This is a genomic window from Aquitalea pelogenes (assembly GCF_041914625.1).
GTDB classification, from domain to species: domain Bacteria; phylum Pseudomonadota; class Gammaproteobacteria; order Burkholderiales; family Chromobacteriaceae; genus Aquitalea; species Aquitalea pelogenes.
The window spans coordinates 1-24,527 of the sequence record NZ_JAYSDA010000029.1 but is presented as its reverse complement, the minus strand read 5'-3'; the positions used below and the strand labels follow the sequence as shown (position 1 = coordinate 24,527).

The 24,527-nt window shown below is 59.4% G+C and carries 26 protein-coding genes; 10 read left to right on the top strand and 16 right to left on the bottom strand.

All coding sequences use genetic code 11. The features are described from left to right. Window positions 1-21: 21 nt before the first annotated feature. The 16 genes from ACE3SE_RS18560 to iscR all read right to left on the bottom strand — a co-directional run bounded on the left by ACE3SE_RS18560 (window position 22) and on the right by iscR (window position 14,155). A complete protein-coding gene (locus ACE3SE_RS18560) occupies window positions 22-669 on the bottom strand; it encodes a tlde1 domain-containing protein (RefSeq protein ID WP_374557426.1) in 648 nt (215 codons plus the stop codon). Window positions 670-749: 80 nt separating this feature from the next. Continuing rightward, window positions 750-1,658 carry a sugar kinase gene (locus ACE3SE_RS18555; RefSeq protein ID WP_374557424.1) on the bottom strand — a complete coding sequence of 303 codons (909 nt, stop codon included), beginning with the start codon at window positions 1,656-1,658 and terminating at the stop codon, window positions 750-752. Between the two features lie 74 nt (window positions 1,659-1,732). Beyond that, window positions 1,733-2,119, bottom strand: a complete 387-nt coding sequence (locus ACE3SE_RS18550; protein WP_178972229.1) for a RidA family protein — start codon at window positions 2,117-2,119, stop codon at window positions 1,733-1,735. Between the two features lie 19 nt (window positions 2,120-2,138). Next, on the bottom strand, window positions 2,139-3,614 hold the full coding sequence (locus tag ACE3SE_RS18545; RefSeq protein ID WP_374557422.1) for an N-acyl-D-amino-acid deacylase family protein: 1,476 nt from the start codon (window positions 3,612-3,614) through the stop codon (window positions 2,139-2,141). A gap of 68 nt (window positions 3,615-3,682) precedes the next feature. Then, on the bottom strand, window positions 3,683-5,035 hold the full coding sequence (locus ACE3SE_RS18540; RefSeq protein ID WP_045848190.1) for a GntT/GntP/DsdX family permease: 1,353 nt from the start codon (window positions 5,033-5,035) through the stop codon (window positions 3,683-3,685). 67 nt (window positions 5,036-5,102) lie between these two features. Beyond that, window positions 5,103-6,377: an amino acid deaminase gene (locus ACE3SE_RS18535; protein ID WP_374557420.1), complete on the bottom strand. Its 1,275-nt coding sequence runs from the start codon at window positions 6,375-6,377 to the stop codon at window positions 5,103-5,105. A gap of 518 nt (window positions 6,378-6,895) precedes the next feature. Next, window positions 6,896-7,513, bottom strand: a complete 618-nt coding sequence (gene udk, locus ACE3SE_RS18530) for a uridine kinase (RefSeq protein WP_374557418.1) — start codon at window positions 7,511-7,513, stop codon at window positions 6,896-6,898. A 94-nt stretch (window positions 7,514-7,607) separates the two neighbouring features. After that, entirely contained in the window at window positions 7,608-8,234 is a 627-nt protein-coding gene (locus tag ACE3SE_RS18525; RefSeq protein ID WP_374557416.1) for a glutathione S-transferase family protein, read from the bottom strand. Window positions 8,235-8,488: 254 nt separating this feature from the next. Continuing rightward, window positions 8,489-8,683 carry a Fe-S cluster assembly protein IscX gene (gene iscX / locus ACE3SE_RS18520; RefSeq protein ID WP_045848187.1) on the bottom strand — a complete coding sequence of 65 codons (195 nt, stop codon included), beginning with the start codon at window positions 8,681-8,683 and terminating at the stop codon, window positions 8,489-8,491. A 62-nt stretch (window positions 8,684-8,745) separates the two neighbouring features. Further along, on the bottom strand, window positions 8,746-9,087 hold the full coding sequence (fdx, locus tag ACE3SE_RS18515) for an ISC system 2Fe-2S type ferredoxin (protein WP_045848186.1): 342 nt from the start codon (window positions 9,085-9,087) through the stop codon (window positions 8,746-8,748). Between the two features lie 9 nt (window positions 9,088-9,096). Further along, on the bottom strand, window positions 9,097-10,956 hold the full coding sequence (hscA, locus tag ACE3SE_RS18510) for a Fe-S protein assembly chaperone HscA (RefSeq protein WP_374557413.1): 1,860 nt from the start codon (window positions 10,954-10,956) through the stop codon (window positions 9,097-9,099). Between the two features lie 58 nt (window positions 10,957-11,014). Beyond that, on the bottom strand, window positions 11,015-11,548 hold the full coding sequence (gene hscB, locus ACE3SE_RS18505; RefSeq protein ID WP_045848184.1) for a Fe-S protein assembly co-chaperone HscB: 534 nt from the start codon (window positions 11,546-11,548) through the stop codon (window positions 11,015-11,017). A gap of 79 nt (window positions 11,549-11,627) precedes the next feature. Continuing rightward, complete coding sequence (iscA, locus tag ACE3SE_RS18500; protein ID WP_045848183.1) at window positions 11,628-11,951, bottom strand: iron-sulfur cluster assembly protein IscA; 324 nt, start codon at window positions 11,949-11,951, stop codon at window positions 11,628-11,630. Window positions 11,952-11,963: 12 nt separating this feature from the next. Then, window positions 11,964-12,347: a Fe-S cluster assembly scaffold IscU gene (gene iscU / locus ACE3SE_RS18495; protein ID WP_045848182.1), complete on the bottom strand. Its 384-nt coding sequence runs from the start codon at window positions 12,345-12,347 to the stop codon at window positions 11,964-11,966. Between the two features lie 68 nt (window positions 12,348-12,415). Next, complete coding sequence (locus tag ACE3SE_RS18490; RefSeq protein ID WP_059286361.1) at window positions 12,416-13,633, bottom strand: IscS subfamily cysteine desulfurase; 1,218 nt, start codon at window positions 13,631-13,633, stop codon at window positions 12,416-12,418. 27 nt (window positions 13,634-13,660) lie between these two features. After that, window positions 13,661-14,155, bottom strand: a complete 495-nt coding sequence (iscR, locus tag ACE3SE_RS18485; RefSeq protein ID WP_374557409.1) for a Fe-S cluster assembly transcriptional regulator IscR — start codon at window positions 14,153-14,155, stop codon at window positions 13,661-13,663. A gap of 349 nt (window positions 14,156-14,504) precedes the next feature. Between iscR and ACE3SE_RS18480 the strand changes: the two genes are divergently transcribed. From ACE3SE_RS18480 to trxA, 10 genes are all read left to right on the top strand, one after another. Next, the gene (locus ACE3SE_RS18480) at window positions 14,505-15,626 is read left to right on the top strand and encodes a beta-ketoacyl-ACP synthase III (protein WP_374557407.1); all 1,122 of its coding nucleotides are present in this window, start codon (window positions 14,505-14,507) and stop codon (window positions 15,624-15,626) included. Window positions 15,627-15,800: 174 nt separating this feature from the next. Then, the gene (locus tag ACE3SE_RS18475) at window positions 15,801-17,399 is read left to right on the top strand and encodes an ABC transporter substrate-binding protein (RefSeq protein WP_062790240.1); all 1,599 of its coding nucleotides are present in this window, start codon (window positions 15,801-15,803) and stop codon (window positions 17,397-17,399) included. A 434-nt stretch (window positions 17,400-17,833) separates the two neighbouring features. Then, window positions 17,834-18,862, top strand: a complete 1,029-nt coding sequence (locus tag ACE3SE_RS18470) for an ABC transporter permease subunit (RefSeq protein WP_062790237.1) — start codon at window positions 17,834-17,836, stop codon at window positions 18,860-18,862. Between the two features lie 17 nt (window positions 18,863-18,879). Continuing rightward, on the top strand, window positions 18,880-19,803 hold the full coding sequence (locus tag ACE3SE_RS18465) for an ABC transporter permease subunit (RefSeq protein WP_193394093.1): 924 nt from the start codon (window positions 18,880-18,882) through the stop codon (window positions 19,801-19,803). A 10-nt stretch (window positions 19,804-19,813) separates the two neighbouring features. Beyond that, on the top strand, window positions 19,814-20,785 hold the full coding sequence (locus ACE3SE_RS18460) for an ABC transporter ATP-binding protein (protein ID WP_374557404.1): 972 nt from the start codon (window positions 19,814-19,816) through the stop codon (window positions 20,783-20,785). After that, on the top strand, window positions 20,785-21,756 hold the full coding sequence (locus ACE3SE_RS18455) for a peptide ABC transporter ATP-binding protein (protein WP_045848174.1): 972 nt from the start codon (window positions 20,785-20,787) through the stop codon (window positions 21,754-21,756). Before ACE3SE_RS18460 ends, ACE3SE_RS18455 begins: the two co-directional genes overlap by 1 nt. 179 nt (window positions 21,757-21,935) lie before the next feature. Next, window positions 21,936-22,460 (top strand): pantetheine-phosphate adenylyltransferase, encoded by a 525-nt coding sequence (gene coaD / locus ACE3SE_RS18450; RefSeq protein WP_045848205.1) that lies wholly within the window; start codon window positions 21,936-21,938, stop codon window positions 22,458-22,460. Window positions 22,461-22,577: 117 nt separating this feature from the next. Continuing rightward, the gene (locus tag ACE3SE_RS18445) at window positions 22,578-23,528 is read left to right on the top strand and encodes a class I SAM-dependent methyltransferase (RefSeq protein WP_045848173.1); all 951 of its coding nucleotides are present in this window, start codon (window positions 22,578-22,580) and stop codon (window positions 23,526-23,528) included. 1 nt (window position 23,529) lies between these two features. After that, window positions 23,530-23,877 (top strand): 5-carboxymethyl-2-hydroxymuconate Delta-isomerase, encoded by a 348-nt coding sequence (locus tag ACE3SE_RS18440; protein WP_374557402.1) that lies wholly within the window; start codon window positions 23,530-23,532, stop codon window positions 23,875-23,877. 154 nt (window positions 23,878-24,031) lie between these two features. Further along, a complete protein-coding gene (trxA, locus tag ACE3SE_RS18435; RefSeq protein WP_374557400.1) occupies window positions 24,032-24,394 on the top strand; it encodes a thioredoxin in 363 nt (120 codons plus the stop codon). The last annotated feature ends 133 nt before the right edge of the window (window positions 24,395-24,527 follow it).

Genomic DNA, 24,527 nt, shown 5'->3' with positions numbered 1-24,527 from the left:
CTCATCCAGTGCGTAAAGTGACTATTCACCTGAAATGTGACTGCCATGGTAGCCTTTACTATCACGCAAGTGTTTATAGCGTACTTCTAATACCATATCCTTACCATATGAACGAAATCGTTCAGTAAAATCATTCATGCTATGGGTCAGATCAATACACCCTGCCGAGCCAGGGATGTTGCCACCATGAATGCTGAAGCCACTACGACCATAAACATTAGTATGTGCATTCGGTTTTAACCATACACGTTGCTCCCCCCAAGAGTCTCTACAGCCAGGCCATCTTCCAAGACCTATAACGCAGAATGTTTTGCTAAATTGATTCACATCATCCCAAGACTGCAATTCATTCTGCTGAACTTGATAAAAACCTTCAGGAATCGGACCTTTATCCCTTAGGCTTTGAAACTTCGGCGACCAATACCCCTTGCGACCAGAATAGGCGGTCCATTTTCTTTCCTGGCCGGCTTCTTGCCAAATCAGGGTTTCACCATCGAACAACAAGCTGGCTTGCCTGCGCTGCCATTCCCTGAAATGTTCTTCCACCTTCATCAGGTCAAACAGTTCCTGATCGGTGAAACGGTAAGTATCACCATGCAGGGCATGCCGGGCCTGCTCGCGCAGTGCTCTCATAAAGTAATGATCATTACGCAAGCTATACACGTCCATCGACAGCCTCCTGATGCATGCCATGCGTGATCTATCAAAAGCAAAACACCGGCGAGTTGCCGGTGTTGGATGTGATTCAATCAGCGCTGCGGCATGGCTTGGCGCGGGATGATGGCACCGCTGTGGGCTATCACGGCGGCAGACAGGCGGTGGGCAAAACCTGCAGCCTGGGCGGGTGGATAGCCCAACACGCGGCTTGCCAGATAGCCTGCGGCGAAGGAATCACCAGCGGCAGTGGTGTCTACCACTTGTGGCACGGCAGTGGCGAATACTTCCTCGCGCAGGCCGGAACTGGCCAGCAGGCAGGGTTCGCCGCCGCGCTTGATCACCACTTCCTTGCAGCCCAGCGCCAGCGTGCGTTCGGCGACGGCTTCTGCACTTTCCGGCCCGTAGAGCGCCTGTTCGTCATCCAGCGTCAGCAGGGCTACATCGGCCAGCGCCAATATGGCTTCGTGACCGGCACGCGCCTGTGCCGCGTTCCACAGCGAGGGGCGGAAGTTGTTGTCGAACCAGATTTTGCCGCCATCGCGAGAGAAGTCGCGCAGGGCATCCAGCAGGCGTTGGCGTTCGTGCTGGTTGAACAGCGCCAGCGAAATGCCTGACAGGTAAATGGCCTGTAACTGTGCGGTGTGCAGCAGGCTGGCAAAGTCGATGCCGGAGGCAAAGTAATGGCGTGCAGCACTGTCGTTGCGCCAGTACAGGAAGCTGCGCTCACCACGGGCATCGGTTTCTACCATATAGAGGCCGGGCAGCTTGCCCGGCTGGATGACGATATGGCTGACATCCACGCCTTCTGCTTGCCAGTCGGCCAATAGCTGGCGGCTGAGGCTGTCCTGTCCCATGCCGGTCAGATAGCGCACCTGATGGGGACTGCCGGCCAGCACGCGGGCCAGATAGATGGCGGTGTTCAGGGTGTCGCCGCCAAAACGGCGCTGTAGCGGCTGACCGCTCAGTTCGATCATGCCTTCACCAAGGCAGGCAATATGCATGGTGCTGTCTTTCCTGTGACGGGATGCCAGGCCCTTGTCATACAGACAAGGACCAAGCGGGACCGGGTTCTGACTTAGGGTTTCTTGTAGGCGATGCAGTCCACTTCCACCTTGCAGTCAATCACCATGCTGGATTGTACGCAGGCTCGGGCTGGCGGATGTTCGCCAAAATACTGCAGGAATACCCGGTTGAACGAGGCAAAGTCGCGGGTGTCATCCAGCCACACACCGCAACGCACCACATGCTCGGGGCCGTAACCGGCTTCCTTCAGTATGGCCATCACATTCTGGATGCACTGGTGGGACTGGGTGACAATGCCGCCTTCAATCACTTCGCCGTTCACCATCGGGGTCTGGCCGGATACATACAGCCAGCCGTCGGCGGCTTGTACCGCGCGGGCAAAGGGCATGGTCTGGCCACCGGTGCCACCGGCAATGCCATAGCGTTTCAGATCGCTCATGTTGGGTTTCCTTGCATTCTTACAGTGTGGGAGTAACGGGAAAGGTGGTACGGATATCACGGGTGCGCGGCAAAAAGCGCCCGGCCCGCGCGCCGGTAGGTGCCGTGTGCTGCCAGCTCAGCGTGCCATTCACCCAGACCGCGACAATGCCTTGTGCGGGCTGTACCGGTGAGTGGAAGCTGGCGGTGTCATGAATGGTGGCGGCATCAAACAGCACCAGGTCGGCCCAGTAGCCAGGGCGGATCAGGCCGCGCTCATCCAGCGCAAAGCGGCTGGCCGACAGGCCGGTCATCTTGTGAATGGCGGTTTCCAGGCTGAACAGCTTGCGTTCACGGCAGTAGTGGCCCAGTACGCGTGGGAACGCGCCCCACAAGCGCGGATGGGGGAGCGGGTCTTCCGGCAGGCCATCTGAGCCCACCATGGTGAGCGGGTGGCTGAGGATGCGCTCGACGTCGACCGGGTCCATGCCGTGATACACCGCGCCTGCCGGTTGCAGCTTGCGGGCGGCATCCATCAAGGGCAGCTGCCATTGTTCGGCGATGGCTTGCAGGGTTTGGCCAGCCATTTCCGGATGCGGGGTGGACCAGGTAATGAAAATCTCGAAATCGCTGGTGACTTGTTTGAGGTCCAGCGTGGAGGAGCTGGCGGAGTAGGGGTAACAGTCGCAGCCTACCTGCTGCTGGCGGGCAGCATTTTCCAGCGAAGCCAGCAGTTGCGGGCTGCGTCCCCAGTTGCCTTTGCCCGCGCATTTCATGTGCGACACGATGACCGGGCTGTTGGCATGTCGGCCTACTTGCCAGGCTTCGTCCATTGCTTCGAGCACCGGTTCGAACTCGCTGCGCAGGTGGGTGGTGTAAATCCCACCACTGTTATTGAGCTCTGCAGCCAGTTGTTCTACTTCGCTGCTATCGGCACTGAAAGCCGATGCATAGGCCAGACCCGTGCTTAATCCCAGTGCGCCATCACGCAGGCTTTCAGCCAGCTGTGCGCGCATGGCGATGATTTCGTCTGGGCTGGCGGTACGATCCAGCCGGTCCAGGTGATTGCTGCGCAAGGCGGTATGGCCCACCAGCGCCGCTACATTGACGGCGGGTTCGGCCTGCTCCACCGCAGCGCGGTAGTCGGCAAAGCGTGGATAACGGAAAGCTTCCTGCGGGCCCAGCAGGTTCATCGGGTCTGGCGGGGCGCCTTTCAGGCTGACGGGCGATGCACTGATGCCGCAGTTGCCAACAATCACGGTGGTCACGCCCTGGCTGAGCTTGGGCAGCATCTGTGGCTGACGGATAACCATGGTGTCGTCATGGGTGTGGACGTCGATAAAACCGGGTGCCAGTGTCAGGCCACGGCCGTCGATTTCATGGCTGGCAGTATGCTGACTGGCATCTCCAATCAGGCTGATACGTTGCTGGCTGATGCCCACATCACAACAGCGAGCCGGTGTGCCACTGCCATCGACCAGATTGACCTGGCGGATCAGGGTATCAAAAGTCTGCATGGGGTTTCTCCTGCGGGCTCACCGGTTGGCTGGCGGTTTTGCTGCCAACCGATGCTAGACGAGGTTGCTCAGAGGACTTGGGCCAACCCCAGGGTCAGCACAAAGGCAACCACGGAAATCAGTGTTTCCAGCACAGTCCAGGTTTTCAGGGTCTGCACCACGGTCATGTTGAAATACTCTTTCACCAGCCAGAAGCCGCCATCGTTGACGTGGGACAGAATCAGCGACCCTGCACCGGTGGCCAGCACCAGCAGTTCCGGGTGCGGGTAGCCGCTGGCCATGGCGATGGGCGCGACAATGCCGGCAGCGGTGGTCATGGCCACGGTGGCAGAACCGGTGGCCACGCGCATCAGCACCGCCAGCAACCAGCCCAGCAGCAAGGGGGAGAGCTGGAATTCGGCCGACAGCGCGATGATTTCCTTGGTAACACCCGTTTCAATCAGGATGCGGTTAAGACCGCCACCGGCACCCACGAGCAAGGTGATGGCTGCGGTAGGGGCCAGGCATTCATTGGTGAACTTGAGAATGTCGTCACGGCTGAAACCACGGGCCAGACCCAGCGTCCAGAAGCTCACCAGCGTGGCCAGCAGCAAGGCAATCACCGAGTTGCCGATGAATTGCAGCAGGCCGTTCATGGCACTGCCTTTTTCGGTCAGTACATTGGCCCAGCCGCCCAGCAACATCAGGAATACCGGCAGCAAGATGGTGAAAATGGTGATGCCAAAACCCGGCAGCTCACGTGGTGCGGCTTCGCGCTCGGTAAATTGCAGTGCGATGGGGTTTTCCGCCGGCAGCTGGATATGCGGCGCAATGAACTTGGCAAACAAGGGGCCGGCGATGATGGCGGTGGGTACGCCGACGATGATGGCGTAGAACACCGTCTTGCCAACCTGTGCGCCATATTCACCCACCGCCAGCATGGCGGCTGGGTGCGGCGGCACCAGCCCATGCACCACTGACAAACCGGCCACCATGGGCAGACCGACCAGCAGCATGGAGACACCGGCCCGCTTGGCTACGGTGAAGGCAATCGGAATCAGCAGGACAAAGCCCACTTCAAAAAACAGCGGCAGGCCGCAGACAAAGGCGATGCACACCATGGCCCAGTGCGCGTTCTTTTCGCCGAATTTGTCGATCAGCGTCAGCGCAATGCGTTCGGCACCGCCGGATTCGGCCATCATCTTGCCCAGCATGGTGCCCAGTGCCACCACCAGCGCGATATGGCCCAGGGTTTTGCCTACTCCGGTTTCATAGGCGGCCATGATGTCCTTGGCCGGCATTTGTGCAGCCAGGGCCAGACCGATGGAAACCACGGTCAGCACAATGAACGGGTTGATGCGGTAGCGGGCGATCAGTACCACCAGCGCGATGATGGCGATGGCGGCATACAGCAGCAACTGGCTGCCCAGAACTGGGGTCATGTACTTCTCCTTAGTGGTGCAGGGGCAATGCCGCCTCCCGCTTGGGCGGGGGCGGTCTTTATTGGTGTCAGAACAGGGTTTCCACCACGCCGTTGACATTCAGCTGGTCATCCACCAGCAGCAGCTGGCGCCATTTGTCGAAGGTGAGGCAGGGGTGGGATATTTCGAAAGCGAGCATGTCGCCCACCTGCAGGTCGGCATCGGCGGGAATGCGCATGAAGGCGTGCTGGTCCATCATGCTGGCGACCATCCAGTCGGCGGGCGCTTCCTGCGGCGCCTGGTCCCGTCCGGGACGGAAATGCAGCGATACCTGCGGCAGCCCGGCGTCAAAGGCTGCATCGCGCTTGCCCAGTGCAATGATGGCGCGGCCTTGTTCCGGCACCGATTGCACATAGGCCCATAACTGCAATGCCGGCAGCAGGCTGCTGCCCATGTCGCGGGCGATGGGGTTCTGACTCTGGATGCGTTGCTCGGCTTGACGGTAGATGCCGACATCGTGGGTCAGGTAGCAGCCCGGTCGCAGCAGGATGTCCACCGGTTTGCCCGGGTTGAAGCCGGAAAACTCATCCGCCACCACGTCGTACCAGGCAGAACCGGCACCACTCAGAATGATGTTTTCTTCGGCAAACAGGCCGCGGGCGGCGTGTTCGCGGGTTCTGGCCAGTACCGATTGCAAAAAGGCGCGGATATCCGCTTCCTGTTGCAGTACGCCTTCGTAGATTTCCACACCCACCAGACGGAGCGATTGCGGCCAGCGGGCGATGGCTGCCAGCACGGCTTCTTCCTGTTGCGGGGAGCGGATGCCGGTGCGACCGCCTTCCACACCGTATTCCAGCAGAATGCGCAGTTGCTGGCCGCTGGCCGCAAAGTATTCACCGAGTGCATCAACGTTGGCGGCAGAGTCGACAATGCAGCAGAAGCTGAAGTCCGGGTCTGCCTGTTGCAGGCGGGCAATGATGGCCATATTGCCCTTGCCCACCAGTTGATTGGCCAGCAGTATGCGGCGGATGCCATGCTGCCAGGCGGCCTGTACCTGGGGGGCGGTGGCCAGGGTGATGCCCCATGCTCCGTGGTCCAGCTGCAGGTGGAACAGTGCCGGGCTCATGGTGGTTTTGCCATGCGGGGCCAGTTTTACGCCATAGCGCTGCATGAAGTCCTGCATCCAGTTTAGATTGTGCTGAATGCGGCTCTGGCGTAATACGGCAACCGGCAGGCTGACTTCTTCGCGCAGGATGTTCCAGCCCAGGCTGGCAACGTCTTGCAAGGTGCAGGCGTCCGGGCTGTGGCCCAGGCCTTTGGTAGCTGTGTTGAGCGGCTTTTCCCGCAGTGGATGCGCTGCCATGGTGGTCTCCTCGCCATTGCTTTGAAAAAACACAGCGAGTGAGGCATGGCTCGGGGTGGTACTGGCGGGCAGGCCAGCATACAGCTCGCTGTGGATAAGTACCGGGTGCTGCATGATTGCGCACGGCAGGAGGAGAGACTTTCCAGCAAGCAGGCGGGACTGGCATCTGGCCAAAAGGATGTACCTTCCAGCCCTTCCCGACAGGTGAAACTACTGCTTATCCATGCAGAGGCTATGCGATGGCGTGATGAGTCATTGAAAAAGCGGATCTTTTTTACGAAAAGCTAAAGGGGCTGGAGTACGAGGTGCGAGAGGCAGGCAAACGGCATCACAAAGGGGGAGGACAGGCGAGGAGGCGTTTGTTGCATTGCCGCATGCAGCGGGAGGTGGCTGTCACCGTTGGCGATGACAGCCCTGCATGCGCGGCCACACAAACTGGAAGGTCGGCAGCTGGCGCGGCTGATAACCGCGTTCTGTTCCTGGGGCAAGGCCCGCCGCAGGTTTTCTGTCAGCGGCTGTTAACTGTTGATCAGGCTGGCCACCTTGGTGGTGATGATGTCCACCGCCGGGTCGTTGGCACCGTGCGGCAGAATCACGTCGGCAAAACGCTTGGTGGGTTCGATGAACTGGTTGTGCATGGGGCGTACGGTGGCCAGATAGTGTTCGATCACATGGTCCACAGTGCGGCCACGCTCGCGGATATCGCGTTGCAGGCGGCGGATGAAGCGTACGTCCGGGTCGGTATCCACGAAGATTTTCAACGACATCATGTCGCGCATCGCGGCATCGTACAGCGGGAACAAACCCTCGATCACGATGACCGGTGCCGGTTTCACCGTGATGGTTTTGGCGGCGCGGGTGTGATTGGTGAAGTCATACACCGGCATCTCGATGGCGCGTCCGGCCAGCAGGTCTTCAATATGCTCGATCAGCAAGGGCCAGTCGAAGGCATGCGGGTGATCGTAATTGGTGGCGAGGCGCTGTTCGAAAGTCAGATGGGCCTGGTCCCGGTAGTAGTAGTCCTGCACGATGACTGCCGCCATGTCCGGGCCTACGGTTTCCAGTACCTTGGCGGTGACCGTGGTCTTGCCGCTGCCGCTGCCGCCGGCAACGCCAATGATGAACGGGGTAGTCATGCTGTGAACCTCTTGCTGCGCGAAGGCATGAAAAAAACGCGCCATTCTAATGAGTTATGGCGCGTTGTTCCATCAGAAATGCGGCATTTCCGGCCTATTGTGCTTCCGCTTTGGCCGCAGCATGCCATTCCTGCATGGCCGGCAGTTGCTGCATGTGTCTGACATAGTCGGCAGCATGGCCGCCAAGCGCGACATGGTAGCTGACAAAGCGCCACACCACCGGGGCGAAGAAGGCGTCGGCAATGGTGAAGTGGCCAAACAGGAAGGGGCCGTTATGCTGGTTTTGCTGACGCAGGCCTTCCCACAGGCTGATGATGCGGTCGATGTCTGCTTGGGCGGCTGCGCTGGGTACAAAGCCGACGTTGTCGGCACAGACATTCATCGGCAGCTCGCTGCGCAAGGCCTGAAAGCCGCTGTGCATTTCGGCCACGACAGAACGCGCCATGGCGCGGCTGGCGATGTCATCCGGCCACAGCCCGGCTGCCGGGAAGCAGTCGGCCAGGTATTCGCAGATGGCCAGGCTGTCGGTGATGCGCAGTTGCTGGTCGATCAGCAGTGGTACCTTGCCGGCCGGGTTGCAGGCCAGGATGCGGGCCTTGCTGTCGCTGGCGGTGAGGTCGATGTGTTTTTCTTCGAAAGGTTCGCCCAGCGTTTTCAGTACCAGCCAGGGACGCAGCGACCAGGATGAAAGGTTTTTGTTGCCGATGATCAGGGTAAACATGGTTTAGACTCCATGACGGCACCACCAGGACATGGCGGCAGGGTAGGGGGATGAGCCATCTTATAGCAGGCTGTCATAGGCAGCCAGCGTGGTGGGGAGTGGGGAGTGGGGAGTGGGGAGTAGGGAGTGAGGGAGTAGGGAGTGAGGGAGTAGGGAGTGAGGGAGTAGGGAGTAGGGAGTGAGGGAGTAGGCGTGAATATGAATAAGCCCGGCGTGGCCGGGCTTTGCGGTATCGGTGTTACATGGCGCGGCGCTTATTCGGCCTCGTCGATCCAGGCTTGCTGGATGGCCTCCAGCACACGCTCGCCGCCACGGCTGTGGTCGTCGTTGAAGTCGGGCAGCGCTACCACCCAGTTGTGCAGGTCGACAAAGCGCACGGTCTTGGGGTCGACATCGGGGTAGGTTTCCACCAGTTCGATGGCGATGTCGTTAACGTCGGTCCATTTCATTGTGTTCTCCTGCAAGCTCCGTCCGGCAACGGGTTTGATCCAGCTTGCCGGAGGCGGGGGTCTTAGTGGTGTTCGCGGGCGTGGTTGATGGTGTAGCGCGGAATCTCCACTACCAGGTCTTCCTCGCCAATCACGGCCTGGCAGGACAGACGGGACTGGGCTTCCAGCCCCCAGGCCTTGTCCAGCATGTCTTCTTCCAGCTCGTCCGCTTCGTTCAGCGAATCGAAACCTTCACGCACGATGCAGTGACAGGTGGTGCAGGCACAGGACAGCTCGCAGGCGTGTTCGATTTCGATGTCGTGTTCCAGCAGTACTTCACAGATGTTCTTGCCGGTTTCGGCGTCGTCGATCACCGCGCCTTCGGGGCAGAGGTCGGCGTGGGGCAGCACAATCAGGCGTGGCATGGGTTGTCCTTATAGCTCGGCAATATTCTGGCCCTTGAGTGCGCGCTGGATGTTGCGGTCCATGCGGCGGGCGGCAAAGTCTTCGGTGGCCTTGTTCAGGCGATGGGTGGCCTGGTTGACCACCAGCGTGGTCTGGCTGGCGACGGCGGCTTGCAGTTCGTCCAGCACCAGGCGGATGGCGGCGGTCTCGTCGGCGGACAGCAGGTCGCCGTCAATCTGCAGGGCGGTGAGGGTGGCATCGCGCAGGCTGTCGGCATCGACAATGGCCTCGCGCAGCTTGCGTGCCTCGATATCGTCCTGCACATGGGCCAGCGAGTCGCTCAGCATCTGGCTGATGGCGTCGTCGGACAGGCCGTAGGACGGTTTGACTTCGATGCTGGCTTCCACACCGCTGGTCATTTCGCGGGCAGATACTGCCAGCAGACCGTCGGCATCCACCTGGAAGGTAATGCGGATGCGGGCGGCACCAGCCACCATGGGCGGAATGCCGCGCAGCACGAATTGCGCCAGGCTGCGACAGTCAGCCACCAGTTCGCGCTCACCTTGCAGCACATGGATGGACATGGCGGTCTGGCCATCCTTGAAGGTGGTGAACTCCTGCGCACGCGCCACCGGGATGGTGCTGTTGCGCGGGATGATCTTTTCGGTCAGGCCACCCATGGTTTCGATGCCCAGCGACAGCGGAATCACGTCCAGCAGCAGCCATTCGTCCTCGCCCTTGTTACCGGCCAGCACATTGGCCTGGATGGCGGCACCCAGTGCCACCACCTTGTCCGGGTCCAGATTGGTCAGCGGCGGCTGGCCAAAGAAATCCGCCACGGCTTTCTGGATGTGCGGCATGCGGGTGGCACCGCCCACCATCACCACGCCCTTGACGTCTTCGGCGCTGATGCCGGCGTCGCGCAGTGCCTTGCGGACCGGCAGCAGGGTTTTGTCCACCAGGGTTTTGGTGATGCGGCGGAAGGTGTCCTGATCCAGCGTCAGGTCGATGGCATGGCCATCGGACAAAATGGCGGTGATGCGGGTGTCGCTGTGTTCGGTCAGTGCTTCCTTGGCCTCGCGGGCGCGGGTCAGCAGCAGACGGGTGTCCTGGGCCGACAGGCCGTGCAGGTCGGCCTGTTCCAGAATCCAGCAATAGACGCGGTGGTCGAAGTCGTCGCCGCCCAGCGCAGAGTCGCCGCTGGTGGCCAGTACTTCAAACACGCCACGGGTGAGCTTGAGGATGGAAATGTCGAACGTACCACCACCCAGGTCGTACACCACATACGTGCCTTCGGCACCGTTATCCAGCCCGTAGGCAATGGCAGCGGCAGTAGGTTCGTTCAAGAGGCGCAGTACGGTCAGGCCGGCCAGACGGGCTGCATCCTTGGTTGCCTGGCGCTGGGCGTCGTCAAAATAAGCCGGGACGGTAATTACCGCGCCGGTCAACTCGCCTCCCAGGCTGGCTTCGGCACGCTGGGTGAGCGCGCGCAGGATGTCGGCAGAAACTTCAACCGGGCTTTTCACCCCGGCGGCGGTATGCAGTTGCACCATGCCGGGGGCGTCGACAAAACGGTAGGGCAGGCTGCCGGCGTCCTTGATGTCGGACAGGCCACGGCCCATGAAGCGTTTTACCGAGGTGATGGTATTGTGCGGGTCATGGTTCTGCTGGCGCTGGGCGTCATAGCCCACGGTGACCGAGCCATCTTCCTGGTAACGCACCACGGAGGGCAGCAGGCTGCGGCCGAATTCATCGGCCAGTACGGTGGCAGAACCACTCCTTACCGTGGCCACCAGCGAGTTGGTGGTGCCAAGGTCTATCCCGACAGCAAGTCGATGCTGGTGAGGGGCGGCGGACAGGCCGGGTTCGGCGATTTGTAGTAGAGCCATGACGGAATCTTTATTGTTGTCGCGTGAGCGTTAACATCAGGTGCACAGGGATGGCGGTTCAGCCCAGCAGGGTTTCAATGGCGTCGCCGATTTCCTGGTCCAGTTTTTCCAGAAAGCGCAATTTTCGCACCATCAGGGCGGCGGCGTCCAAATCACCCGCGTCATCCAGTGCGCTGGCCAGTTCCGCCACCAGTGCGCGGTTTTCCTGACGCAAGCTGGCTGACAGGGCTTCCAGTGCCTCGACATTGCTGTCGTCGCGCGCTTCTTCGATGCTTTCCCGCCATTCCATCTGCGCCATCAGGAAATCCACCGGCATGCTGGTGTTGGTTTCTTCCTGGGTGTCGCGGCCTTGCAGGGACAGCAGGTAACGGGCGCGGCGCAGCGGGCTTTTCAGGGTTTGATAGGCTTCGTTCACCCGGGTGGCCTGCATCAGCGCCATGCGTTTTTCCGCATCGGGGCTGCTGGCGTAACGGTCTGGATGGACGGTGGCGGCGGCGGCGCGCCAGGATTGTTCGAGTTGCTGGCTATCCAGCACAAAGCGGCGCGGCAGGCCGAACAGCTGAAAGAAGTCCTGGGAGAATTCGGTAGTCATGGCCTTGGGCTACTGGACTGCAGGGTGACAACCGGGCCACCACTGGTGGCAGCCCGGCGCAGGTGGGCTAGTCTGGCAATCAGACGTTGAAGCTTTCGCCACAACCACATTCGTTCTTGACGTTGGGGTTGTTGAACTTGAAGCCTTCGTTCAGCCCTTCCTTGGTGTAGTCCAGTTCGGTGCCATCCAGGTAGGCCAGGCTTTTGGCATCGGTGAATACCGTCACGCCATGGCTTTCGAAGGTGATGTCGTCGTCGGTGGCGGCATCAACAAACTCCAGCTTGTAAGCCATGCCGGAGCAGCCGGAGGTTTTCACCCCCAGGCGGATGCCCAGGCCCTTGCCACGCTTGGCAATGAACTGGCTGACGTGATTGGCTGCACTAGCAGAAAGGGTGATGGCCATGTCCGAAGCTCCTTACTTGCCGTGTTTTTGCTTGTAGTCGCTCACTGCGGCCTTGATGGCGTCTTCTGCCAGGATGGAGCAGTGAATCTTTACCGGCGGCAGGGCCAGTTCTTCGGCAATGGCGGTGTTCTTGATGGCCATGGCTTCATCCAGCGACTTGCCCTTGACCCATTCGGTCACCAGGGAAGACGAGGCAATGGCCGAGCCGCAGCCGTAGGTCTTGAACTTGGCGTCTTCAATCACGCCATCGGCGTTTACCTTGATCTGCAGCTTCATCACGTCGCCACAGGCCGGTGCGCCCACCATGCCGGTGCCTACGGTGTCATCACCCTTTTCGAACGAACCCACATTGCGCGGGTTTTCGTAGTGATCCATCAGTTTGTCGCTGTATGCCATGACTCTCTCTCCTGCTGGCGGGAGCCCGGCTATCCTGAGCCAGTTACTCCCGCAAAATCATTGATAGTTCAGTGGGCGGCCCACTGTACCGAATTCAGGTCCACGCCTTCCTTGAACATTTCCCACAGCGGGGACAGTTCGCGCAATTTGCCGATTTTATCTTTCAACAGCGCAATGGCGAAGTCGATTTCTTCTTCGGTGGTGAAGCGGCCCAGGGTAAAGCGGATGGAGCTGTGTGCCATTTCGTCGTTGCGGCCCAGGGCGCGCAGCACGTAGGACGGCTCCAGCGAAGCCGAAGTACAGGCCGAACCACTGGAAACAGCCAGGTCCTTGATCGCCATGATCAGGCTTTCACCTTCAACAAAGTTGAAGCTGACATTGAGGTTGTGCGGTACACGCTGGTCGATGTCGCCGTTGATGTACACCTCTTCCATGTCCTTGATGCCGTTCCACAGGCGATCGCGCAGCATGCGGATGCGTTCGCTCTCGCTGTCCATTTCTTCACGGGCCAGGCGGAAGGCTTCGCCCATGCCGACAATCTGGTGCGTCGGCAGGGTGCCGGAGCGGAAACCGCGCTCGTGGCCACCGCCGTGCATCTGGGCTTCCAGACGGACGCGCGGCTTGCGACGCACATACAGTGCACCGATACCCTTGGGACCGTAGGCCTTGTGGGCCGACAGGCTCATCAGGTCCACCTTCAGCACATTCATGTCCATCTTCACCTTGCCCGGTGCCTGAGTGGCGTCCACGTGGAAGATGATGCCTTTTTCACGGCAGATTTCGCCGATTTGCGGAATGTCCTGGATCACGCCGATTTCATTGTTGACGTACATCACCGACACCAGAATGGTGTCCGGACGGATGGCCGCCTTGAATTCTTCAATGTCGATCAGGCCGTTTTCCTGCACCCCCAGATAAGTCACCTCGAAGCCCTGGCGTTCCAGTTCGCGACAGGTATCCAGCACCGCCTTGTGTTCGGTCTTGACGGTGATGATGTGCTTGCCACGGCTCTTGTAGAACTGGGCTGCGCCCTTGATGGCCAGGTTGTCGGACTCGGTGGCACCGGAGGTCCAGACAATTTCCTTGGGGTCGGCATTCAAAAGCTTGGCCACTTCTGCCCGCGCATTCTCTACCGCCTCTTCCGCCGTCCAGCCAAAGCTGTGGCTGCGCGAGGCCGGGTTGCCGAACTGCTCGGTCAGATAGGGAATCATCTTCGCGGCAACACGGGGATCAACCGGGGTAGTAGCGGAATAGTCGAGGTAGATGGGAAGCTTGAGCTGACTCATTATCAATTCTCCGGGGATGCGGTGCGCTTACAGTGCGCTGGAGGCGGAGGCAGTCATGCGGAGGCTGCTTTCGCGCTTGTCCTGCATTACATTGTTTTCTTTGGCCGCTGCTTCCTTGGCGCGCTGCTTTTCAACCAGGCTGCCCAGGGTGACCTTGGCCAGGTAGTCGAAAATGGTGGCGTTCAGGTTGGTCCACAAGTCGTGGGTCATGCAGCGGTGATTGTCGTGACAGTTTTCGCGGCCGCCGCACTGGGTGGCATCAACCGGCTCGTCCACGGCGGCAATGATGTCGGCCACGGAAATATCGGCAGGGATGCGAGCCAGGGTATAACCGCCGCCAGGGCCGCGTACGCTGTCTACCAGTTCGGAACGGCGCAGTTTGCCGAACAACTGTTCCAGGTAGGAAAGGGAAATGCTCTGGCGCTCGCTGATGCCGGCCAGGGTTACCGGGCCATTGGCTTCACGCATGGCCAGGTCCAGCATGGCGGTAACCGCAAAGCGGCCTTTGGTAGTGAGACGCATGTTTTTTACTCCGGTGGGTGGTTAATCTGATTATACCCAATTCCCGACTAATTTTGTCAACTATTAATCGCGCATCTGATGTGCGCCAAGCGGACAGGAACATGCTGCATGCGTCGGGCCAGAAGCAGCTGGACAAAGGCAAAGTTGAGCATTTTACTAGGTTTATCAAGAGCCGGGGGCTTTAATTGCAGGGCAGCGCGCAGCTTGGTGTATCATTCAAGCAAACGCCCGTTTACATGGGTGCCATCACAGGTACCGCCTGTTGCATGTGTGCATTGGTGTGCGCTGGCACGCACGCAGTGCCAGCCACTTGTCACAGGTGGTGTCTTTGTCAGAGAGAGACAGGGAAATGAAGAAAGTGGTCATCAGCGGCTCCGGCTTGTTCACGCCGCCGCATGCTGTCAGCAATGAAGAACTGGTCGTCGCCTTCAATCAATATGTTGCCAGCTGGAATGCGGCACATGCGGCTGAAATTGCGGCCGGAACCGTGGCGGCGCTGGCCGAATCCAGTGCGGAATTCATCGAGAAGGCATCCGGTATCAAGCAGCGTTTCCTGATGGACAAGGACGGGGTGCTGGATCCGGCGCGCATGACGCCTTACCTGCCCGAGCGCAGCAATGATGTGCTGTCCATCCAGGCCGAGATGGGCGTTGCCGCGGCTACGGCCGCGCTGGCGCAAGCTGGCAAGACCGCTGCTGATATCGACATGGTGCTGGTGGCTTGTTCCAACATGCAGCGTCCCTACCCGGCGGTGTCCATTGAAATCCAGCAGGCGCTGGGTGTGCAGGGTTATGCCTTCGATATGAATGTGGCCTGCTCGTCCGCTACCTTCGGCATCCAGACTGCGGTGAATGCCATCCAGAGCGGCCAGGCGCGTGCCGTGCTGGTGATCAGCCCGGAAATCTGCTCGGCCCACCTCAACTTCCGCGATCGCGACAGTCATTTCATTTTTGGTGATGCCTGCACCGCGCTGGTGCTGGAAGCTGCCGAATCGGCCACCTCGTCCGAGCAGTTCGAGATTCTGGGTACCCGTCTGGCTACCGTGTTTTCCAACAATATCCGCAATAACTTCGGCTTTTTGAACCGTTGTGACGAGCAGGGGATTGGTCAGGTTGACAAACTGTTTGTGCAGCAGGGCCGCAAGGTGTTCAAGGAAGTATGTCCGATGGTGGGCGAGCATATCGTGCAACATCTGGAAAGCCTGGATATCCAGCCGCAGCAGGTCAGCCGCTTCTGGCTGCATCAGGCCAATCTGGCGATGAATCAGCTGATAGCCCGTCGCGTGCTGGGGCGTGATGCCACCGAGCAGGAAGCCCCGGTCATTCTGGACCGCTATGCCAATACCAGCTCGGCCGGTTCCATCATCGCATTCCATTTGCGACGAGCTGGTATGAGTAAAGGTAATGTCGGCGTGATTTCGTCCTTTGGCGCGGGCTACTCGGTGGGCAGTGTTGTGGTTAAAAAGTGCTAGTTTTTGCCCTTGTCGGCCTGCCTCAGGAAGCATAAAAGCGAAAATGAGGCAGGATGCTTGTCAAACCAGACCTCACTGCCTAATGTATTCCACCAATGCAGACCCACAAGGTTTGCTGTGAGATACAGAAGATCGAACAAGACACAAAGTCGTACACAAGGAAAAGGAAGAACAATGCAAGCTGCAAAGAAAATGCTGCTGGCCGCCGGCCTGATCGCCTCGGCCTCGATGGCTGCACAAGCTGCAGGAACGCTCGTATATTGCTCCGAGGGCAGCCCGGCGGGTTTCGACCCGGGTCAGTACACCACGGGCACCGATTTTGATGCCTCTGCCGAAACCGTATTCAACCGCCTGGTACAATTCCAGCGCGGCGGTACCAAGGTGGTACCGGGTCTGGCTGAGAAATGGGATGTGGCTGCCGATGGCCTGTCCTACACCTTCCATCTGCGCAAGGGCGTGAAGATTCAGACCACTGACTACTTCAAGCCGACGCGCGACTTCAATGCGGACGACGTGGTGTTCACCTTCGACCGCATGCTCAACAAGAACAACGCCTTCCGCAAGGCTTATCCGACCGAATTCCCGTATTTCACCGATATGGGCATGGATGAGAACATCACCAAGGTGGAAAAGCTGGATGCCAATACCGTCAAGTTCACGCTGAAGAGCATCGACGCGGCCTTCCTGCAGAACCTGGCGATGAGCTTTGCCTCCATCCAGTCGGCCGAATATGCCGACAAGCTGTTGAAGGCAGGCACCCCGCAGCTGATCAACCAGCAACCGGTTGGTACCGGCCCCTTCATCTTCAAGCGCTACCAGAAGGACTCCCAGATCCGCTTTGCTGCCAACAAGCAGTACTGGGACAAGGCGGATGGCCCGAAGGTGGATAACCTGGTGTTTGCCATCACCACCGACCCGTCCGTGCGTTACCAGAAGCTGAAAGCTGGCGAGTGCCAGATCACCGCTTACCCGCGTCCGACCGACATCGCCGCGATGAAGGCCGACAGCAAACTGAACGTGATTTCCCAAGCCGGCTTCAACCTGGGCTACCTGGCCTACAACGTGAAGCACAAGCCGCTGGAAAAACTGGAAGTGCGCCAGGCACTGGACATGGCTGTCAACAAGAAAGCCATCATCGATGCCGTGTATCAGGGTGCTGGCCAGGCTGCCACCAACCCGATGCCGCCGACCCAGTGGTCCTACAACAAGAGCCTGAAGGATGCGCCGTACAGCGTGGAAAAAGCCAAGGCCCTGCTGGCCAAGGCTGGCTACCCGAATGGCTTCGACATCACCCTGTGGGCGATGCCGGTACAGCGTCCGTACAACCCGAATGCCAAGCTGATGGCCGAAATGGTACAGGCTGACTGGGCCAAGATCGGCGTCAAGGCCAAGATCACCACCTACGAATGGGGCGAGTACATCAAGCGCGCCAAGGCTGGCGAGCATGATGCCATGCTGATCGGCTGGACCGGTGACAATGGTGATCCGGACAACTGGCTGGGCACCCAGCTGGGCTGCGAAGCCATGAACGGCAACAACTTTGCCAAGTGGTGCTACAAGCCGTTTGAAGACCTGTTGCAAAAAGCCAAGCGCACCACCAATGTGGCCGAGCGCACCAAGCTGTACATGAAGGCACAGGAAATCTACAAACAGCAGCTGCCTTTCACCACCATTGCCCACTCCACCGTGGTACAGCCGATGTCCAAGTCGGTGCTTGGCTTCAAGGTCAGCCCGTTCGGCCTGAACTCCTTCTACGGCGTCAGCGTCAAGTAAGCAAGTCCGACCTCCTTGCCAGGAGGTCTTTGGCATCGGGGGCGCAAGCCCCCGATGTTTTGCATGAAACACTACCGTATCCTGTCATCAGAGCAAGAGCGGTGGCGCCGGCAGGGCTGGCCATGCAGCATCGGCAGTACATACCGGAAGTGATACAGTCTTGCGCCATCACCACATGGCGACAGGCTTGACCTGCATCAAAGGCATGCTTGCCGCCGGGTGATATCGTTCACTCCGTCGCGGCGAAGGCGTAGCTGATGTAGGTGGGTGGTTCAGCTGGCGTCTTCGGCCCGACACCTCCGCGCTTCCCTTCTGCTGTCCTGCTGCTTTTTCCTTGCCGGTTTTCATGACATTCCCATCCACGATCTGGGTCTGAAATAAAGGTGTCCGTCTGCCATGCTGTAAAGCAGACCGGATACACGGGAGAAGTACGTATGTTGTCTTTCATTTTCCGCAGGCTGGGTTTGCTGATTCCCACGTTCTTCGGCATTACCTTGCTCACCTTCGGTCTTATCCGCATGATCCCCGGCGACCCGGTGGAAGTCATGGTGGGTGAGCGCACACTCGACCCGCAAATGCATGCAGATGCCATGCACCGCCTTGGGCTGGACAAGCCGCTGTACGCGCAGTACGTCGACTACATCGGCAATTTGCTGCATGGCAATCTGGGTGAGTCGCTGGTGACCAAAACCAGCGTGTGGACCGAGTTCAAGACCCTGTTCCCCGCCACGCTGGAACTGGCACTGGCCGCCATGGCCTTTGCCGTGGTGTTCGGCCTGCTGGCCGGGGTGATTGCCGCCATCAAGCGCGGCTCCATCTTCGACCATGGCGTGATGGGCATTTCGCTCACCGGCTTTTCCATGCCGATTTTCTGGTGGGGCCTCATCCTTATCATGTTCTTCTCGGTCAAGCTGGGCTGGACGCCGGTTTCCGGACGGCTGGACCTGGCCTTCGACATCACGCCGCGCACCGGTTTCATGCTGATCGACACCTGGCTGGCCGAAGCGGCCGATCCGTCCGCCAATGCCGGTGCCTTCAAGGATGCGCTGATGCATCTGATCCTGCCTGCCATCGTGCTGGGCACCATCCCGCTGGCGGTGATTGCACGGATGACCCGTTCTTCCATGCTGGAAGTGCTGCGTGAAGACTATGTGCGTACCGCACGGGCCAAGGGCCTGTCCCCGGCGCGGGTGATTTTTGTCCACACCCTGCGCAATGCGCTGATTCCGGTGCTGACGGTGATCGGCCTGCAAGTGGGCACGCTGATGGGTGGTGCGGTGCTGACCGAAACCATCTTCTCCTGGCCCGGCATCGGCAAGTGGCTGATCGACGCCATCAGCCGCCGTGACTACCCGGTGGTGCAAAACGGCATCCTGATCGTGGCCACGCTGGTGATCATCACCAACTTCCTGGTGGACATTCTGTACGGTGTTGCCAACCCGCGCATCCGCCACGCCAAATAACGCTTGCAGGTATCGACATGACTAATGCAAACATGCAGAACGCTGCCGTGCCCGCTGAAGATGCGGCAGTCAACTATCCCTCGCCACTCAAGGAATTCTGGCAGGGCTTTTCCTATAACAAGGGCGCGGTTGCCGGCCTGATCTTCATGAGCATCGTGGTGCTGTGCGCCGTGCTGGCTCCGCTGGTGGCACCGTACAGCCCGATTGAGCAATACCGCGACCACCTGCTGACGCCGCCGGCCTGGCTGGATGGCGGCTCCAGTGCCTTCCTGCTGGGTACCGATGAGCTGGGCCGCGACATCCTGTCGCGCCTGATCTACGGTGCACGCCTGTCGCTGTTCATCGGCCTGTGCTCGGTGTTGTTGGCCATGGTGCCCGGCGTGGTGCTGGGTCTGCTGGCGGCCTTCTTTCCCAAGGTGCTGGGCGGCGTGATCATGCGGGTGATGGACATCATGATGGCCTTGCCGTCCCTGCTGCTGGCGGTGGCTATCATGGCCATTCTGGGGCCGGGCCTGCTCAACGCCATGATTGCCATTGCCACGGTATCCCTGCCTGCCTATGTGCGCCTGACCCGTGCTTCGGCCATGACCGAACTGAACCGCGACTACGTCACCGCTTCGCGCGTGTCCGGTGCCGGCCTGTTCCGTCTGATGTTCAACACCGTGCTGCCCAACTGCATGGCTCCCTTGATCGTGCATGCCACCATGAGCTTCTCCTCGGCCATTCTGGAAATTGCCGCACTGGGCTTTCTGGGCCTGGGCGTGCAACCGCCTACGCCGGAGTGGGGCACCATGCTGGCCTCGGCCCGTGATTACATCGAACGTGCCTGGTGGGTGGTGTCGCTGCCTGGTCTCACCATTTTGCTGTCGGTACTGGCCATCAACCTGATGGGTGACGGCCTGCGCGATGCGCTGGACCCGAAACTGAAGCGCGCCGCCTGAGGAGGGAAGTATGAGTCTGCTGGAAATCAAGAACCTCTCGGTGGAGTTCGGTTCGGAAAAGAATCCCTTTCGCGCAGTGGAAGGACTGGACCTGAGCGTCAATCAGGGCGAAATCGTCGGCATCGTCGGCGAATCCGGTTCGGGCAAGTCCGTCACCATGATGGCCATGATGGGCCTGCTGGAAGGGCAAGGCCGCATTGTGGCGGATACCCTGCAATTTGATGGCAAGAATCTGCTCACCATCTCGGCACGCGAGCGTCGCAAGATCGTCGGCAAGGATATCGCCATGATCTTCCAGGACCCGATGACCTCGCTTAACCCCAGCTACACCGTGGGTTACCAGATCATGGAAGTGCTGAAAATCCACCAGGGACTGCGTGGTGCCGCACTGAAACAGCGCGCGCTGGAACTGATGGAAATGGTGGAAATCCCGGCGGCGGCCAGCCGGCTGAATGCCTATCCGCACCAGTTGTCCGGTGGCATGAGCCAGCGCGTGGTGATTGCCATTGCCATTGCCTGTAATCCCAAGCTGCTGATTGCCGACGAGCCCACCACCGCGCTGGACGTAACCATCCAGGCGCAAATCATGGACTTGCTGGTCAATCTGCAGAAAAGCCAGAACATGGCCCTGATCATGATTACCCATGACCTGGCTGTGGTGGCCGAAGTGGCGCACAAGGTGGCGGTGATGTATGCAGGGCAAGTGGCGGAAATGGCCAAGGTGCCGGGCATCTTCCGCACCCCCACCCATCCGTATACCGAGGCGTTGCTCAAGTCCATTCCGGAACACAGCAAGGGCGCGCATCGCCTGTCCACCCTGCCTGGCATCGTGCCGGGACAGTACGACCGGCCAAGCGGCTGCCTGTTGTCTCCGCGCTGTCCCTATGTCCAGGACAAGTGCAAGGCCCAGCGACCGGGCCTGACCGCTATTGAAGGTGGCGTCGTACGCTGCCACTACCCGATTACGGCCAAGGAGGCATGATGAGTACCGTATTGCAGGCACGGGACCTCACCCGTTATTACGATGTGGCCCAGGGTTTTCTCAAGCCGTCGGCACAGGTCAAGGCGCTGAACGGCGTATCGTTTGAATTGCAGGCTGGCAAGACGCTGGCAGTGGTGGGCGAGTCCGGCTGTGGCAAGTCCACGCTGGCACGCCAGCTGACGCTGATCGAGCCGCCGACTTCCGGTTCGCTGCTGCTGGACGGGCAGGATGCTGCCAAGGCTGGCAAGGCCGAACTGAAAGCCATGCGCACCAAGGTGCAGATGGTGTTCCAGAACCCCTACGCCTCGCTCAACCCGCGCCAGAAGATCGGCACCCAGCTGGGCGAGCCGCTGGACATCAATACCAGCCTGTCCGCCAGCGAGCGCGAAGAGCGCGTGCGCGCCATGATGACGCGGGTTGGTTTGCGTCCGGAACATTACTACCGCTACCCGCACATGTTCTCCGGTGGCCAGCGCCAGCGTATCGCCATTGCCCGCGCCATGATGCTCAACCCCAAGATCGTGGTGGCAGACGAACCCACCTCGGCACTGGACGTTTCCATCCAGGCCCAGGTGCTCAACCTGTTCATGGATCTGCAGGAAGAGTTCAACACCGCCTATGTGTTCATCTCGCACAACCTGGCGGTGGTGGAGCATGTAGCCGACGACTTGATGGTGATGTATCTGGGCCGTGCGGTGGAAGTGGGTGCCAAGGAAAAGATCTACTCCCGACCGCTGCATCCTTATACCCAGGCCTTGTTGTCCGCCACGCCTTCCATTCATCCGGAAGATCGGCGCGTCAAGATCAAGATCCATGGCGAATTGCCCAGCCCGCTGAATCCACCGTCCGGCTGCACCTTCCACAAGCGCTGCCCGTTTGCCAACGAGCGTTGCCAGCAGGAAGTGCCGGAACTGCGTGCGCTGGATGAGCGCATGGTGGCCTGCCATCACGCGGAAAACATCAACAGCTGACCCATTCCGGTGCGGTTTTCATGACAAGGGCCGGCATTTTGTCGGCCTTTCTTGCTTCTTGCACCAGAATGTTCTGCAATCATGATGTAAATGACGCAAAACCCTGTTGTTATCCCGCATTTTTGGCGCAGCGCAACAAAAATGCCTTTACCCTCCCACTACTGCACGATACAGTCGCCATGGCACACACATCCAAAGGAAAACGAGAAGTGAAAAGAGCCGTGTATGCCGGAAGTTTCGACCCGGTCACCAACGGTCACTTGTGGATGATTCGCGAAGCCGTAGAGCTGTTCGACGAACTCATCGTGGCAGTCGGCGTGAACCCGGAAAAGCACTGTACCTTCAGTGTGGACGAACGCGTCGAGATGCTGCGTGCCGTTACGCGTGGTTTCAACAAGCTGCGGGTCGATGTATTCGAAAACCAGTTCCTGGTGAACTACGCCCAGAGCATTGGTGCCAACTACATCATTCGCGGTATTCGCACCGCCAGCGACTACGAATACGAACGCACCATGCGTTATATCAATTCCGACCTGCACCCGGACATCACCACCATCTTCCTGCTGCCGCCGCGGGAATATGCCGAAGTGTCCTCCACCATGGTCAAGGGCCTGGTCGGTCCGCGTGGCTGGCAGAACATGATTCGCCAGTATCTGCCCGAGCCGGTCTATCGCAAGCTGATCGCCATGTACCAGCCGGAATAGGCGGTCAGGCAGGACTTGCTGATGCGCGCGCCGGTCGCTTATGCTGGCGCGCGTTTTGTTTTTGTCCGAATGAATTACCCGGCAGTGCCACACCGGCTGCTGTCGCCAAGGAATGTTATGGTCGATGTCTCCGCCTTTGCCAACCGGCTGCAGAAAAATTACAAGCACTACGCCAAGTGGGCCTCCCGCCAGGGGCTGGATGCCTGGCGTGTCTACGACAAGGACGTACCGCAGTTTCCGCTGGCGGTAGACCTGTACGGTGACCGGGTGCATTTGCAGGAGTACGACACCGGCTGGGAAATGGAAGACGATGTCTACCAGCAATGGATTGCCGCCATCATGGCTGCCATCGCGGTAGTCACTGGCCGCGATGAATCCGCCATCACCCTGAAAAGCCGCCGTCGCCAGAAGGGCGTCAGCCAGTACGAAAAAGTGGGCAAGCTGGGCGATGACTTCATCGTGCACGAATTCGGCCAGCGCTTCATCGTCAATCTGGATGCCTATCTGGACACCGGCCTGTTCCTTGATCACCGCAACACCCGCAAACGCGTGCGTGAAGAAGCCGCGGGCAAGCGCTTTCTCAATCTGTTTGCCTATACCGGCAGCTTCACCGTCTACGCCGGTGCAGGCGGTGCAGTAAGCTCGGAAACCGTCGACATGTCCAATACCTATCAGGACTGGTCGCGCCGCAACTTCGAGCTGAACGGACTGGACCTCGCCCGCCATCAACTGGTGCGTGCCGATGTATTCCAGTATCTGGAGCAAGCGGTGGACGAGGGCAAGCAGTTCGACCTCATCGTGATGGACCCGCCCACCTTCTCCAATTCCAAGAAAATGCAGGACATCCTCGACGTCCAGCGCGACCATGTCTGGCTCATCGACTACGCCATGGCATTGCTGGCACCGGGCGGTACCTTGTACTTCTCCAATAATCTGCGCAGCTTCGTGCTGGACGAACGCCTGGCCGAGGACTATCACATCCGCGATATCAGCGGGCAGTCCGTGCCGGAAGACTTCCGCAACCGGAAGATCCACCAGTGTTACCAACTGAAAAAGAAAGCCAGCTGACATGCCACAAGTCATCATGCAATACAGCAGTGGGCTGCAACTGGATGTCCCCGCCACCTTGCTGGCCATCAATCAGGCATTACTGGCTAGCGGCCAGTTTCAGGCAGAAGACATCAAAAGCCGGGCCATCCTGTTGCAAGACTGGCTCACCGGCACCACTCCGGGTGGCGCTCCGTTCGTGCACCTGCAACTCCATATCCTGAGTGGTCGTGACTTGCCCACTCGTCAACAGCTGTCCGACAGCCTGCTGCCCGTCCTGCAACAGCAGATTCAAGGCCCTACCGGCACCCAGCTTTGCGTGGAAGTCTGTCAGATGGAACGCGACAGCTACCGCAAATGCTGGCTGTAATACCGTTGGCAGAACATGAAGGCTCACAACAGTGAGCCTTTTTTCTGCCTGAACCCGCCACAAACCGGCGCACAGCTCTTGTAAAAGCCAGCACGCATCCCATCTTGCTGCTACCACCTATATATACATGCCGGTTACCGGCAAGGAGCGCAGCATGGCCACCATCAATATCACCGGCAGCAGTTTCAATGAAACCGTCGACAAGGGCGGCATCGTCATTCTGGATTTCTGGGCTGAATGGTGTGGCCCCTGCAAAATGTTTGGCCCTACCTTTGAAGCGGCTGCGCTCAAGCACACTGATATCGTGTTCGGCAAAATCAATACTGAAGAAGAACAAGAACTGGCTGGCCATTTCCAGATCCGCTCCATCCCCACCCTGATGGCACTCAAGGACGGCATCATTGTCTTCAACCAAGCTGGCGCGATGATGCCAGCGCAACTGGAAGAGTTGATCAAGGCTCTGCGTGATCTCGATATGGAAAAGGTCAAGGCAGACATCGCCGCACAAGAAGATTGACGACCGTGCTTGAACGCACGCCATGCAAAAAGCCCGGCCCAGCCGGGCTTTTTGCTGCCTGTGGCGGCGGCGAGACCGGCTTTTTGCGCCAGTTTTCACCGTCGGTCGGCGCCGGAAGGGATGTGAGTCGAGC

Bases quoted from the DNA above. Each gene is read 5' to 3' on its own strand.
- ACE3SE_RS18560 (WP_374557426.1), bottom strand. From the start codon at position 669: ATGGACGTGTATAGCTTGCGTAATGATCATTACTTTATGAGAGCACTG.
- ACE3SE_RS18555 (WP_374557424.1), bottom strand. From the start codon at position 1,658: ATGCATATTGCCTGCCTTGGTGAAGGCATGATCGAACTGAGCGGTCAG.
- ACE3SE_RS18550 (WP_178972229.1), bottom strand. From the start codon at position 2,119: ATGAGCGATCTGAAACGCTATGGCATTGCCGGTGGCACCGGTGGCCAG.
- ACE3SE_RS18545 (WP_374557422.1), bottom strand. From the start codon at position 3,614: ATGCAGACTTTTGATACCCTGATCCGCCAGGTCAATCTGGTCGATGGC.
- ACE3SE_RS18540 (WP_045848190.1), bottom strand. From the start codon at position 5,035: ATGACCCCAGTTCTGGGCAGCCAGTTGCTGCTGTATGCCGCCATCGCC.
- ACE3SE_RS18535 (WP_374557420.1), bottom strand. From the start codon at position 6,377: ATGGCAGCGCATCCACTGCGGGAAAAGCCGCTCAACACAGCTACCAAA.
- udk (WP_374557418.1), bottom strand. From the start codon at position 7,513: ATGACTACCCCGTTCATCATTGGCGTTGCCGGCGGCAGCGGCAGCGGC.
- ACE3SE_RS18525 (WP_374557416.1), bottom strand. From the start codon at position 8,234: ATGTTTACCCTGATCATCGGCAACAAAAACCTTTCATCCTGGTCGCTG.
- iscX (WP_045848187.1), bottom strand. From the start codon at position 8,683: ATGAAATGGACCGACGTTAACGACATCGCCATCGAACTGGTGGAAACC.
- fdx (WP_045848186.1), bottom strand. From the start codon at position 9,087: ATGCCACGCCTGATTGTGCTGCCCCACGCCGACCTCTGCCCCGAAGGC.
- hscA (WP_374557413.1), bottom strand. From the start codon at position 10,956: ATGGCTCTACTACAAATCGCCGAACCCGGCCTGTCCGCCGCCCCTCAC.
- hscB (WP_045848184.1), bottom strand. From the start codon at position 11,548: ATGACTACCGAATTCTCCCAGGACTTCTTTCAGCTGTTCGGCCTGCCG.
- iscA (WP_045848183.1), bottom strand. From the start codon at position 11,951: ATGGCCATCACCCTTTCTGCTAGTGCAGCCAATCACGTCAGCCAGTTC.
- iscU (WP_045848182.1), bottom strand. From the start codon at position 12,347: ATGGCATACAGCGACAAACTGATGGATCACTACGAAAACCCGCGCAAT.
- ACE3SE_RS18490 (WP_059286361.1), bottom strand. From the start codon at position 13,633: ATGAGTCAGCTCAAGCTTCCCATCTACCTCGACTATTCCGCTACTACC.
- iscR (WP_374557409.1), bottom strand. From the start codon at position 14,155: ATGCGTCTCACTACCAAAGGCCGCTTTGCGGTTACCGCCATGCTGGAC.
- ACE3SE_RS18480 (WP_374557407.1), top strand. From the start codon at position 14,505: ATGAAGAAAGTGGTCATCAGCGGCTCCGGCTTGTTCACGCCGCCGCAT.
- ACE3SE_RS18475 (WP_062790240.1), top strand. From the start codon at position 15,801: ATGCAAGCTGCAAAGAAAATGCTGCTGGCCGCCGGCCTGATCGCCTCG.
- ACE3SE_RS18470 (WP_062790237.1), top strand. From the start codon at position 17,834: ATGTTGTCTTTCATTTTCCGCAGGCTGGGTTTGCTGATTCCCACGTTC.
- ACE3SE_RS18465 (WP_193394093.1), top strand. From the start codon at position 18,880: ATGACTAATGCAAACATGCAGAACGCTGCCGTGCCCGCTGAAGATGCG.
- ACE3SE_RS18460 (WP_374557404.1), top strand. From the start codon at position 19,814: ATGAGTCTGCTGGAAATCAAGAACCTCTCGGTGGAGTTCGGTTCGGAA.
- ACE3SE_RS18455 (WP_045848174.1), top strand. From the start codon at position 20,785: ATGAGTACCGTATTGCAGGCACGGGACCTCACCCGTTATTACGATGTG.
- coaD (WP_045848205.1), top strand. From the start codon at position 21,936: ATGGCACACACATCCAAAGGAAAACGAGAAGTGAAAAGAGCCGTGTAT.
- ACE3SE_RS18445 (WP_045848173.1), top strand. From the start codon at position 22,578: ATGGTCGATGTCTCCGCCTTTGCCAACCGGCTGCAGAAAAATTACAAG.
- ACE3SE_RS18440 (WP_374557402.1), top strand. From the start codon at position 23,530: ATGCCACAAGTCATCATGCAATACAGCAGTGGGCTGCAACTGGATGTC.
- trxA (WP_374557400.1), top strand. From the start codon at position 24,032: ATGGCCACCATCAATATCACCGGCAGCAGTTTCAATGAAACCGTCGAC.